We start from the raw sequence: 12,288 nt of genomic DNA, 5'->3' as shown, positions 1-12,288 counted from the left end.
CGTACGGAGCCTGGAGGGGGGAGCGGCTCGGGGGGACTGACCGCTCCCCCGGCGGAGTCCCACAACCGGCACCGCGTCGGGGGGGAAGCCGCGGCGGCCGGTCCCACAGCGGGGAGCTCCGGATCCACGCACCGGGGATTCCTGCCAGATCCTCGGTACGTCATCCATCCTGCCGCCCGGCTCGCGGCCGGGCACCCGGAGAAAGGCCCCACTCGCGGGGACCTTCGTCCCGCCGGCCGAACGCGTCGCACACTTGATAGCCCGTCCGGGTGGATAAGCTGCCCCCTGCAGGCCGCTCGGGGACCGGATGACGGCGGCCCACCGCTGGGAGGAAGGTCACCCGATGGCGCAGGCGAAGAAGATCGGCATGGTCCTCCTGCTCGTCTTCGTGCTCTACTCGATCATCACGTCGCCGGCCCGCTCCGCCGAGCTCGTCCAGCTGGGGTTCGAGGGCATCTCGAACGCGGCCAAGGCGGTCGGCACCTTCATGACCGGCCTGATCAAGTAGACCGGCCCGACCCGGGGTGACCTGCCCGGGCACCCGGCCCGCGCCCGACCGGCGGACGGCCGTCCGGCGGCACCGGTGCACCGGCTACGGTGGGCGGGACCCCACCCCCGTCCGCGAGGAGCGGCAATCGTGATCCGGCACCTGGTCCTGTTCAAGCTCAACGAAGGCGTCAGCAAGGACGACGAGCGCGCGCTCGCCGGCGCCAAGGCCTTCTCCGAACTCGGCTCGGTCATCCCCGAGCTGCGCGAGTGGGAGTGCGACTGGAACACCACCGAGCGGGACATCGCGTACGACTACGCGATCAACAGCCTGGTCGAGGACCGCGACGCCCTGCAGGCCTACCTGACCCACCCGGCCCACCAGGCCGCGGCGACCCTGTGGCGCGAGTTCGCGACCTGGGTGATCGCCGACATCGAGGTCTGACCACCCGTCCGACCCCGCCCCGTCCGGAGCCCGTCACGGGCCCTTCCCCCGGACGGACCGCGGCGCCCCGTCCGACCTCCGGGCGGGGCGCCTTGCTCCGTCCCGGAACGATCCCCGCCGTTCCCCGCCGGCCGGCCGGGCACGGGTCGAACGGCCTACCAACACACCTCCACCGGGTGCTTGCCCGACCTGCGCCCACCTTGTGATGCTATGACCGGTTTTGCCGGACATGGCGAGGTGATGAACCAGCCGCGACACCCGATCCGCAGGGCCCGCCGTTGTCGACTTTGGGAGGGGTGACGTGTCCGTGGACGAGGTGCTGGCTGCGATCATCAGCCCGGCCGGCGAGCTCCGCCCGGACGGGCTGCGCGGCCCCGGCGGGCGGCCCGTCGTGGACGTCCGGACGCTGACCCGGGTGCTGTTCGAACGGCTCGCCGAGCTGCCCCCGGACGCCCCCGAGCGGGAACGCGTCCGGGCCGCCCTGATCGAGGTGAACATCCCCCTGGTCCGCTACGCGGCCACCCGCTTCCGCAGCCGCAGCGAGCCGATGGAGGACGTCGTCCAGGTCGGCACCATCGGCCTGATCAACGCGATCGACCGCTTCGACCCCAGCCGCGGCGTCCAGTTCCCCACCTACGCGCTGCCGACGATCCTGGGCGAGATCAAGCGCTACTTCCGGGACAACGTCCGCACCATGCACGTCCCGCGCCGGCTCCAGGAGCTGTGGGTCCAGGTCAGCGGCGCGATGGAGGAGCTGACGGTGCTGCACGGGCGGGCCCCCAAGGTGCCGGAGATCGCCGCCAGCCTGCGGATCCCCGAGGAGGACGTCCGGGCCTGCCTGGACGCCGGGCGGGCCTACAACGCGGCCTCCCTGGAGGCCGCCCAGGAACACGAGGGCGGGCTCGCCCTGCTCGACCGGCTCGGCTACGAGGACGCCGCGCTGGCCGAGGTCGAACACCGCGACATGGTCCGCCACCTGCTGGTCCAACTCCCCGAGCGGGAGCGCAGGATCGTGATGCTGCGGTTCTTCGCCAACCTCACCCAGTCCCAGATCAGCACCGAGCTGGGGATGTCCCAGATGCACGTCTCCCGGCTGCTCTCCCGGATCCTCAACCGGCTTCGGACCGGCAACTCCTGGGAAGAGTGAGATTGCAGCGCGTTACCCCCGCGTGACATCTTGCGACGTTCGGGTTTGCCGTGCACCGTGTTCCGGTATGGAGGGGGGAGGGCCCCGCCGGGAACCTCCGTGCGAGGGCCCCCGTTCAACCGTCAGTCACAAGGGGGTGGGTGCATGTCCGGAGAGCTGGGCACTGCGGAGATCCACGCTGGTCACGCCAACGGCACGGCCGTCGCCGAGGACCTGGTCCCGCGGCAGCGGGTCGAATCCGTCCGGCCGCCCGGCCCCGACGCGGCACCGGAGCCGCCGGCCGGCTCCGGGCTGGACACCCGGACGCTCTCCCGCTCGCTGTTCCTGCGGCTGGCCGCGCTGGAGCCCGGCAGCGCGGAGCACACGTACGTCCGCGACACCCTGATCGAGCTCAACCTGCCGCTGGTCCGGTACGCCTCGGCGCGCTTCCGCAGCCGCAACGAGCCGATGGAGGACATCGTCCAGGTCGGCACCATCGGCCTGATCAAGGCGATCGACCGCTTCGACCCGGAGCGCGGGGTGGAGTTCCCCACCTTCGCGATGCCCACCGTGGTCGGCGAGATCAAGCGCTTCTTCCGGGACACCAGCTGGTCGGTCCGGGTGCCGCGGCGGCTCCAGGAGCTGCGCCTGGCACTCACCAAGGCCGGCGACGAGCTGTCCCAGCGGCTGGACCGCTCCCCCACCGTCGCCGAGCTGGCCGCCTGCCTGGGCGTCAGCGAGGAGGACGTGGTCGAGGGCCTCGCGGTCGGCAACGCGTACACCGCCAGCTCGCTCGACTCGGGCTCCGGCGAGGAGGACAGCGACGGCCCGCTGGCCGACCGGCTCGGCTACGAGGACCTCGCGCTGGAGGGCGTCGAGTACCGGGAGTCGCTGAAGCCGCTGCTGGCCAAGCTGCCGCCGCGCGAGCGCCGGATCATCATGCTGCGGTTCTTCGGCAACCTCACCCAGTCGCAGATCGGCGAGGAGATCGGGATCTCGCAGATGCACGTCTCCCGGCTGCTCACCCGGACGCTCACCCGGCTCCGCGAGGGCCTGATCAACGAGGGCTGACCGGACCGGGCCGACCGGCGGACGCCGATCGACGGAGGCCGAGCAGGGGGCCCAGCAGGGGCCGATCGACGGAGGCCGAGCAGGGGGCCGATCGACACGGGTCGATCGGTCCCCTCAGCTGTCGCTGCCGTCCAGCAGGTTGACGCGCAGTCCGGCCAGCACGTCGTCGTCCAGCCCGAGCCCCTCCCGCCAGAACGGGTCGAAGCCGCCCCAGCCGGCCTCGATCTCCGCGAAGGCGGCGTCCAGGTAGGCACGGTCGGCCCGGAAGACCGGCAGGAGCAGCTCGGGCTCGCGCATCAGGCCGCGGGCCGCGAAGTCGCCCAGCACGCGCTCGACGACCGCCGCGGAGCGCTCGTTGGTGAGCAGGTAGTCGTCGAGGACCGTCGCGCGGTCCACCCCCAGGGCCGTCATCAGGAGCGCGGCGGCCCAGCCGGTGCGGTCCTTGCCCGCGGAGCAGTGGAACAGCAGCGGCGGCCCCTCCGGGGCGGCCAGCAGGCGCAGCAGGGCGGCGAAGCGCTCGCGCGCCACCCGGTCCGTGACGAACCATCGGTACAGGCCGGTCATCATCGCGCCCGCCCGGCCGTCGCCGAGCAGTGCCCGCTGCCGCTGCGCGCCGGCGTCGGACAGCGCATTCCTGATCATCACGTAGATGTCGAAGTCCGTTGCCAGCAAAGGGAAGTGGTGCAGCGCCACCCCATCGGGCAGCCGGTCGCGGCCGGCCTCGCGGACCTCGTCCATGCTGCGCAGGTCCACCACCCGGCGCAGGCCCAACTCGGCCAGCGGGCCGAGGTCTTCGGCGGTGACGTGGTTCAGGCCGTCACTGCGCAGGGCCACTCCGCGGCGCAGGACCCGTCCGTCGGCCGCCCGGTAACCGCCCAGATCCCGTGCGTTCACCGCGCCGCGCAGACCGAGGCTGCGCCCGACCGACTCCGTTCCGCCCCCCTCCGGCACCGAATTCCGTGCGTTCACGATTCTTCCGGGCCGGGTCTGCCGATCGGTCACGCGCGCCTCCATTGCATATTCGGACTGTCACATGGCACAGCGGTGCCCGATATTGCATGAACCTGCCCAATGGACCGGGGAGATGTGCAAGAGTGTCATGCGCAACGACGACAGTGTAGGTGTCCCACCCACCCCATCGGGCCACACCGTCGGTAACCACCTGTAGCGCTCAGCTTCCGGTTTTTCATTTTCAATTCATTATTTGCGTCACCGGTCCGGTTCCGGTCACAATCAGCGCCTTCATGGCAACGCCATGAACGTTGGTAACAGGTTCGCTGCACTCTCGCCCATTTGGTCCCTCGCACGGCCGACCCTCGACCAGGATGGGCGCCGGGCAGCCTGCTGCCCGCGAACAGCTACACGGGCAGGCGAGCGCCGAGCAGCGCGTTGCCTGGCCCAAGGGGAGGATCAACCATGGGTCGAGCGACCCGAAGAGTCGCCGCGTGCGCGGCGGCAGTCCTGCTGGCCGGCGGCCTGCAGACCACCCTGGCCTTTGGCGACACCACGCCGCCCAGGATCGACCTCACCATCCTGGTCGTCGACGACGGCGGTCCCTCGGTCGCGGCCATCACCGCCGAGCTCAAGAGCCAGGGCACGCCGTACAAGGTCGTCAGCCTCAATGACCCCAACCGTCCCGTGATCAACGCGGCTTTCCTGAGCGACACGGTGAACGGCCAGCCGCGCGGGAAGTTCCAGGGCATCGTGCTGCCCAACGAAAACCCCTTCCCCAACAGCGCGGCCGAGATGACGGCCATCGCGAGCTACGAAGCCGCTTTCAACGTCCGTCAGATCGACGCGTACACGTGGGCCAGTCCGGCGGTGGGGCTGAACTACGCGCAGAATCCCGGATTCGTCGGCACTCTCGACGGATTCCAGGGCGCCACCACCGCGGCCGGAACGTCGGGATCGTTCGGGTACCTCAAGGGCAGCGTCCCGTTCGAGGACAACGACCCGAGCGTCAGCGAGAGCTACGGCTACCTCGCCACCCCGCTCGCGAGCCTCCCGGCCGGTGCCTCCTTCGTCCCGCTGGTCGACGCGCCGATACCCGGCGACACCTCGCGCGGGTCGCTGGTCGGCGAGTACACCCACGACGGCCGCAAGGAACTGGTCGTCACGTTCGTCTACAACCAGTACCAGCAGCAGTACCGCCTGCTCGCCCGCGGCATGGTCGACTGGATCACCCAGGGCGTCCACCTCGGCTACGACCGCAACTACTTCGCGGCCCACGTCGACGACGTCTTCCTGGCCGACGACCGCTGGGACACCACGCTGAAGTGCACCCCCGGCGACGTCACCTGCCCGCCCGGCACCCCGGACACCGCGAACCCGATCCGGATGACCCAGGCGGACGCCCAGTACCTCAAGCAGTGGCAGACCGCCAACAACTTCACCCTGGACATGGTGTTCAACGGTGGCGGCAGCGAGGACTGGAAGGCCGACCACGAGACCACCGTGGACCCCACGGCGAGCCAGATGATCGCCGACCAGAACAGCTACCGCTGGGTCAACCACACGTACACCCACCCGTACCTGGGCTGCGTCCAGGACGTCTCGGTGGTGCCGTGGAAGTGCACCAAGGACGCCGCGGGCAACACGGTCTGGACCGACCAGAACACCGTCTCCAGCCAGATCAAGAACAACTTCGACTGGGCCAAGACCAACGGCCTGAACGTCGACCCGCAGGTCCTGGTCACCGGCGAGCACTCCGGTCTGCTGACCGCTCCGCAGGAGACCAGCGACAACCCGTACCTGGCCCCGGCGCTGGCCGCCAACGGCATCAAGTTCACCGGCAGCGACGCCTCCCGCGAGCCCGCCCAGCGGGCCGTCGGCTCCTCGACGCTGACCGTGCCGCGGTACCCGATGAACGTCTTCTACAACGCCGGCACGGCGAAGGAGGAGACCGACGAGTACAACTGGATCTACACCAGCGCGGCCAACGGCGGCAGCGGCGTCTGTGAGAACAACGCCAACTCGACCTGCCTGCCGGCGCCGCTGGACGTCAACACCGGTTTCCAGTCGTACATCGTTCCGCTGGAGGCCCGGATCGACCTCGGCCACGTGCTGAACAACGACCCGCGGCCGCACTTCATCCACCAGTCGAACCTGTCCGAGGACAAGATCCTCTACCCGGTGCTGGAGAAGATCCTCGGCACCTACCGGTCGCTGCACGCCGACAACACCCCGATCGTGAACCTCGGCGAGCGCGAGATCGGCCAGGAGTTCCAGAAGCGCGCGGCCTGGAACGCGGCCGTCGCCGCCGGCAAGGTCACCGCCTACCGGGTCGGCAACACCGTCACGGTCAGCGCGCCGTCCGGTGTTCAGGTCCAGGCCACCATGCCGACCGGCACTTCTCAGAAGCTGGTCATCGGATCGACCGGGTTCGGTTCGTCCTACGCCGGTACGCTCTCCGGCTGGGTGTCCCCGGGCTCCCTGCAGAGCAACGTCACCCTGCAGCTCCCGTCCGCTCCGGCCGCCCCGGCCGCGGTGGCGCCGAGCGTCGCGGCCAAGTCCGTCCCGGCCGCGGTGCCGGCGGACAAGAAGGTCGTCCCGCAGGGCGTCGCCACTCCGGTCCCGGTGGGCCCGAGCGACATCACCCGCAAGCCGGCGCCGTCCCTGGTGCCCGGCAGCGGGACCCCGGTGCCCGGCAAGGGCGTGACCACTGATAACAACGGTCACGGCGGCAAGGGCGCGGCGAACAGCGGCAAGGCCTCCGGGGGGACGGCCACGCCGAGCAGCACCGCCGGACGCTCCGGCAAGCGGTAACCCGTAACACCCGCCGGCGGGGTCGGACCGGGCGACCGGCCCGACCCCGCCACGGCTCCCGTTCCGGCCACCCAGGCCGGAACCTACGCAAGAACAGGAGGGGGGACAGGAATGCGCGTCACCCTGCTCACCGAGGGGACGTATCCGCACCAGCACGGCGGCGTGAGCGTCTGGTGCGACCAGCTCGTTCAAGGCATGCCGGACGTCGACTTCGACGTCATCGCCGTCACCGGAACCGGCCACGAAGCGCTGGCCTGGGAGTTGCCCGCCAACGTCAAGTCGGTCACGACCGCTCCGCTGTGGGGCCCGGCCTCCGAGGCCAGGGCACCCCGCGGCAAGGAGCTGCGGCGCTTCCTCAACGCGTACGAGCGCTTCCTGCACTCCATCCTCGACCCGGTCTACACCACGCACTTCGGCACCGAGCTGTACGGCTTCGCCGACCTCGCCCGGCGCGGGCTGCTCAGCCCGGCGCTGCGCAGCGAACGCGCCCTGCGCACCCTGCAGCACGTGTGGACCCGCGACTACCTGCCCACCGCCGTCTCCCGGCCCACCCTGCACGACGCGCTGAACGCGACCGACCTGCTGGAGCACGCCCTGCGGCCGCTCGCGGTCGAGCCGCCGAAGGACGGCGTCGCGCACGCGGCCAGCGGCGGCCTCGCCACCCTGCCCGGGCTGATCGCCGCCCAGCAGTACGGCGTACCGTTTCTGCTCACCGAGCACGGCATCTACCTGCGCGAGCGCTACCTCGGCTACCGCACCGGCCCGTACCGCTGGCCGGTCAAGGCGCTGCTGCTCGGCTTCTACCGGATGCTCGCCGAGGAGAGCTACCGGGTGGCCGCGCTGGTCACCCCCGGCAACCGGTACAACCGGCGCTGGGAGGAGCGCGGCGGCACGCCGTCCGCGCACATCCGCACCGTCTACAACGGGGTCGACCCGGCGGCCTTCCCGCCGGCCGGCCCCGAGCCCGACACCCCGACCCTCAGCTGGGCCGGCCGGGTCGACCCGATCAAGGACCTGGAGACGCTGATCCGGGCCTTCGCCATCGTCCACCGCGAGATCCCCGAGGCGCGACTGCGGCTCTTCGGGGGCACTCCCAAGGGCGGCGAAGCGTACCGGGACCGCTGCATAGCCCTGGCCGCCGAGCTCGGCATAGCCGAGTCGGTGGCCTTCGAGGGCCGCGTCGCCGACATCACCGACGCGTACGCGGCGGGCAACGTGGTCATGCTCTCCAGCATCAGCGAGGGCTTCCCGTTCACCCTGATCGAGGCGATGTCCTGCGGCCGCGCGACCGTCTCCACCGACGTCGGCGGCGTCCGCGAGGCCGTCGGCGACACCGGTCTGGTCGTCCCCCCGCGCGAGCCCGAGCCGATGGCGGCCGCCGCGATCGAGCTGCTGCGCGACGCCGAACGGCGCGCCCGGCTCGGCGAGGGGGCCCGGCTGCGGGTGATCGAGCAGTTCACGCTGCGCCAGAACATCGACGGCTTCCGCGGCATCTACACCGAACTCCTGGGCACCTCCCGCTGGATGCCCGGCGGCATGGTGGCCGTCACCGACCAGGCCCCCAGCCCCGACTGGGGCCAGCAGCTGGCCTCCTCCCGGCCCGAGCCGAGCGAGGTGGGCGCGTGAGCGAGCGGTGGGGGTACCCCCGGCCGACGGCTGGGGGAGAGAGAACCATCAAGAGGTGCGCGTCCCGCGAAGCGGCCGCCGAGCGCTGCGAGGTGGGCGCGTGAGCGAGCGGTGGGGGTACCCCCGGCCGAAGGCTGGGGGAGAGAGAACCATCAAGAGGTGCGTGTCCCGCGAAGCGGCCGCCGAGCGCTGCGAGGTGGACGCATGAGCGGTCCTCTGAGACTGGTTCCGGACGAGGGCGGCTCCGAGCGGACGATGCAGCTGCGCACGCTGCCGCTCAAGCTCCGCCGTCCCGCCCCGACGGACCCCGAGCCCGGGCCCGAGCAGCAGCTCGGCCTCTCCGCGGACCCGCTCGACGAACTCGCCGAGCGCCTGCGGGACGTCTGCGCCGACGCCGTCCACCCGTACGAGATCGCGGCCTTCCTGGAGTCCGACGGTCTCTCGGACGAGCAGGCGGCGCTGCTGTACGGCCGCCCCGACGCGTTCACCGTCGCCGAGGAGCTGTTCGAGAAGGTCGAGCGCCGCTACCCCGGCCCGAGCTCCGAGTTCGCCAACCCCTGGCGGGCCGACCCCTGGCGCTGCGTGGTGCGCGGCCTGGTGTTCGCCCTGCCCGGCCTCGGCTACCTGCTCGGCGCCAACCTGTTCGCGACCACCCGGATGCGCTTCGGCCTGCCCTCGGGCATGCTCGCGCTGTCGATCGCCACGCTGGTCAGCTGGGGCTTCAACCAGGCCCTGGCGCACCGCGCGTACCGCTGGCTGAGCCGGCTGCGCCGCCGGGAGGCCGCGGTCTGCCTGGCGGTCGGCGCACCGCTCGGCGCGCTGATCGCGGCCGCTGCCGCGTACGTGGTGGGCGGGCCGCTCGGGGCGTTGTGCTTCGCCGCCGGGCAGTCCTGCTACCTGGCGGCGGCCACCGTGCTGCTGGTGCTCGGGCGGGAGAAGTTCCTGCTGCTGGCGCTGGCCCCGGCCTCGGTCGGCGCGGGCGTGGTGCTGGCGACGGACGTCCCGCAAGCGGTGCGTACGGTCGTGCTGCTCGCCTCGGTGCTGCTGGCCGTCGGGCTGGCCGTCCGGGAGCTGTTCCTCTGCGTCCGCCGGGGCGAACGGGAGTCCGTGGAGCTCAAGCTGCCGCTCCGCCAGGAGGTCCCGCACCTGCTGTTCGGCCTGGCCTGCGGCGCGCTCACGCTGATCGCCGGCCTGGGCACGACCATCCACCAGGCCGTGCAGACCGGCGGCCACGCCCCGCAGGGGGCGTCGACCGCCCCGACCGGACCGGCCATGATCGCGCTGACGCTCAGTCTCGGCCTCGCCGAGTGGCTGCTCTTCCGCTACCGGGCGATGGCCGTGGCCGCCCTGCGCACCAGCCACACCACCGGCCAGTTCACCCGCCGCACCGGCGGGATCCTGCTCGGCTGCCTCTTCATCTACCTCACCACCGTGGCCGCGCTGGACGCCGCCGCGACCGTGCTGTGGCCCGGCGCCCCCGCGCTCGGCGTGCCGCAGCTCGGCGCGATGCTGCTCCTCGGCGGCTCGCTCTGGCTGGCGCTGCTGCTGAACGCCTTCGGGTTCAGCTGGAGCACCGCCCTCATCTGTCTGGCCGCCGCGGGTGCCGAGAGCGCCGGGCTGCTGACCGGTGTGGATCCGATCGTCCTGCAGCTCACCGGCTGCGGGGCGGCCGCCGTCGTCCTCACCTCCATCGCCGGGCCCGCGCTCGGCCGCACCACCCAGCACCGCTGAACCACTTCCGAATCACACCGAAAATCCCGCACGCCCCCTTGCGTGCACCGTCGTACCCGTTTCACCCGAAACACCCAACCTGACCAACCGGCGGCCGACCACCACAGAGCGTCCGGCCCGCCACGGCAGATCGAGAAAGCGAACCCCGCATGAGCAGCGTCGCGGTTACCGGAGCCGAGGGCTTCATCGGCTCCCACCTCGTCGAGACCCTGGTCGCCGACGGGCACCACGTCCGCGCGATGGTCCAGTACAACTCCTTCTCCTCCTTCGGGTGGCTGGAGACCCTGTCCGAGGAGGTGCTGGACTCGGTCGAGATCATCCTCGGCGACGTCCGGGACCCGGGCTCGGTCAACGGCCTGGTCAAGGGCACCGAGGCGGTCTACCACCTGGCCGCCCTGATCGCGATCCCGTACTCCTACCGCGCCCCCCACTCGTACGTGGACACCAACGTCACCGGCACCCTGAACGTGCTGGAGGCGGTGCGCCACCTGGAGATCCCGCGCCTGGTCCACACCTCCACCAGCGAGACCTACGGCACCGCGCAGACCGTGCCGATCACCGAGGACCACCCGATCAACACCCAGTCCCCGTACGCGGCCTCCAAGGCCGGCGGGGACCGGCTGGCCGACAGCTACCACGCCAGCTTCGAGACCCCGGTCGTCACGCTGCGCCCGTTCAACACCTTCGGCCCGCGGCAGTCGATGCGCGCCGTCATCCCGACCGTGATCGCCCAGGTCGCGGCCGGCCAGACCGAGATCACCCTCGGCGACCTGCGCCCGACCCGCGACTTCATGTTCGTCAAGGACACCGCCAACGCGTTCCGCACGGTCGGCACCGCGTCCGCCGAGTCGGTGGTCGGCCGGACCTTCAACGCCGGCACCGGCGGCGAGATCTCGGTCGGCGACCTGGTCACCCTGGTCGGCAAGCTGATGGGCGTCGACCTGGTGGTGAAGGAGGACGAGCAGCGCATCCGTCCGACCAACTCCGAGGTCATGCGCCTGGTCGCGGACGCGACCCGGCTGCGCGAGGCCACCGGCTGGGCCCCGCAGTTCAGCCTGGAGCAGGGCCTGGAGCAGACCATCGAGTTCTTCCGCGACCCGGCGAACCTGGCGCGCTACAAGACCGACATCTACAACGTCTGACCGCCTTCGCGTTCATGCTCGTCCTGGTAACCAAGGTTCGTGTACTGCACATCCTTTCCGTGGGGGAAACACCATGCATGCAGTGATCCTGGCCGGCGGCAAGGGCGTTCGTCTCCGCCCCTACACCACCGCGCTTCCCAAGCCGCTCGTTCCGATCGGCGACCAGCACGCGATCCTGGAGATCGTGATGCGCCAGCTCGCCGCGGCGGGCTTCCAGTCCGTCACCCTGGCCATCGGCCACCTCGGCCACATCATCCGCGCCTACGTCGGCAACGGCTCCCAGTGGGGCCTGCGGGTCGGCTACGCCGTCGAGGACAGCCCGCTCGGCACCATGGGCCCGCTGCTCACCATGCAGGACCGCCTGCCCGAGCACTTCCTGGTGATGAACGGCGACATCCTCACCGACCTGGACTTCGCCGGGGTGCTCAAGCACCACGAGGCGTCCGGTGCCCCGCTGACCATCGCCACCTACGCCCGCCAGGTCAAGATCGACTTCGGCGTGCTGACCACCGACTCCGGCGCGATCACCGGCTTCCAGGAGAAGCCCAGCATCGACTACCGCGTCTCGATGGGCGTGTACGGCGTCTCGCGCTCGGCGCTCGCCAAGTACACCCCCGGCCTGCCGCTGGGCTTCGACGAGCTGGTGCTGGACCTCCTGGCCGCGAAGACCCCGCCGGCCTCGTACGACTTCGGCGGCTACTGGCTCGACATCGGCCGCCCCGACGACTACGACCGGGCCAACGCCGAGTTCTCGACCATCCGCCCGGTCCTGATGCCCTTCGAGTCGGCCGGTGTCGCACCGGGCGTCGCGGAGCTGCCGATCCCGGCCGCCCGCACCGCCGCGAGCGACTCCGCCGACGAGCCCGCCGCCGCGGGCGCCGAGAGTGACGGACGTG

The 12,288-nt window shown here is 71.3% G+C and carries 9 protein-coding genes and 1 pseudogene; 9 read left to right on the top strand and 1 reads right to left on the bottom strand.

All coding sequences use genetic code 11. The features are described 5' to 3' along the window. The first annotated feature begins 343 nt into the window (after positions 1-343). From ACZ7KX_RS10960 to ACZ7KX_RS10945, 4 genes are all read left to right on the top strand, one after another. Positions 344-508, top strand: a complete 165-nt coding sequence (locus ACZ7KX_RS10960; RefSeq protein WP_350519723.1) for a hypothetical protein — start codon at positions 344-346, stop codon at positions 506-508. Positions 509-637: 129 nt separating this feature from the next. Beyond that, positions 638-931, top strand: coding sequence for a Dabb family protein (locus ACZ7KX_RS10955; protein WP_470326186.1), 294 nt, complete (start codon positions 638-640; stop codon positions 929-931). Positions 932-1,238: 307 nt separating this feature from the next. Continuing rightward, positions 1,239-2,078 carry an RNA polymerase sigma factor SigF gene (locus ACZ7KX_RS10950; RefSeq protein ID WP_396545244.1) on the top strand — a complete coding sequence of 280 codons (840 nt, stop codon included), beginning with the start codon at positions 1,239-1,241 and terminating at the stop codon, positions 2,076-2,078. A 144-nt stretch (positions 2,079-2,222) separates the two neighbouring features. Further along, positions 2,223-3,128, top strand: a complete 906-nt coding sequence (locus ACZ7KX_RS10945; RefSeq protein WP_350519721.1) for an RNA polymerase sigma factor SigF — start codon at positions 2,223-2,225, stop codon at positions 3,126-3,128. Between the two features lie 114 nt (positions 3,129-3,242). Here the strand turns inward: ACZ7KX_RS10945 and ACZ7KX_RS10940 are convergent, their stop codons facing one another. Next, positions 3,243-4,097 (bottom strand): tyrosine-protein phosphatase, encoded by an 855-nt coding sequence (locus ACZ7KX_RS10940; protein ID WP_470326185.1) that lies wholly within the window; start codon positions 4,095-4,097, stop codon positions 3,243-3,245. Between the two features lie 447 nt (positions 4,098-4,544). Between ACZ7KX_RS10940 and ACZ7KX_RS10935 the strand changes: the two genes are divergently transcribed. The 5 genes and pseudogenes from ACZ7KX_RS10935 to ACZ7KX_RS10915 form a co-directional block, all read left to right on the top strand. Continuing rightward, positions 4,545-6,893: a hypothetical protein gene (locus ACZ7KX_RS10935; RefSeq protein ID WP_470326184.1), complete on the top strand. Its 2,349-nt coding sequence runs from the start codon at positions 4,545-4,547 to the stop codon at positions 6,891-6,893. Between the two features lie 111 nt (positions 6,894-7,004). Then, positions 7,005-8,519, top strand: coding sequence for a GT4 family glycosyltransferase PelF (gene pelF, locus ACZ7KX_RS10930; protein WP_470326183.1), 1,515 nt, complete (start codon positions 7,005-7,007; stop codon positions 8,517-8,519). Positions 8,520-8,723: 204 nt separating this feature from the next. Further along, a complete protein-coding gene (locus ACZ7KX_RS10925; RefSeq protein WP_470326182.1) occupies positions 8,724-10,250 on the top strand; it encodes a hypothetical protein in 1,527 nt (508 codons plus the stop codon). Positions 10,251-10,399: 149 nt separating this feature from the next. Beyond that, positions 10,400-11,392, top strand: coding sequence for an SDR family NAD(P)-dependent oxidoreductase (locus ACZ7KX_RS10920; RefSeq protein ID WP_350519716.1), 993 nt, complete (start codon positions 10,400-10,402; stop codon positions 11,390-11,392). A 73-nt stretch (positions 11,393-11,465) separates the two neighbouring features. Continuing rightward, a pseudogene (locus ACZ7KX_RS10915) lies at positions 11,466-12,167 on the top strand (nucleotidyltransferase family protein); the annotation flags it as partial. Positions 12,168-12,288: the final 121 nt, after the last annotated feature.

It is taken from the genome of Kitasatospora sp. NPDC038210, assembly GCF_055600605.1.
The sequence above is the reverse complement of the archived record's forward strand: the minus strand, read 5'-3'. Positions and strand labels throughout refer to the sequence as shown.

Excerpts from the sequence above, each read along its gene's own strand:
- ACZ7KX_RS10960 (WP_350519723.1), top strand. The coding sequence starts at position 344 with ATGGCGCAGGCGAAGAAGATCGGCATGGTCCTCCTGCTCGTCTTCGTG.
- ACZ7KX_RS10945 (WP_350519721.1), top strand. The coding sequence starts at position 2,223 with ATGTCCGGAGAGCTGGGCACTGCGGAGATCCACGCTGGTCACGCCAAC.
- ACZ7KX_RS10935 (WP_470326184.1), top strand. The coding sequence starts at position 4,545 with ATGGGTCGAGCGACCCGAAGAGTCGCCGCGTGCGCGGCGGCAGTCCTG.
- pelF (WP_470326183.1), top strand. The coding sequence starts at position 7,005 with ATGCGCGTCACCCTGCTCACCGAGGGGACGTATCCGCACCAGCACGGC.
- ACZ7KX_RS10925 (WP_470326182.1), top strand. The coding sequence starts at position 8,724 with ATGAGCGGTCCTCTGAGACTGGTTCCGGACGAGGGCGGCTCCGAGCGG.
- ACZ7KX_RS10920 (WP_350519716.1), top strand. The coding sequence starts at position 10,400 with ATGAGCAGCGTCGCGGTTACCGGAGCCGAGGGCTTCATCGGCTCCCAC.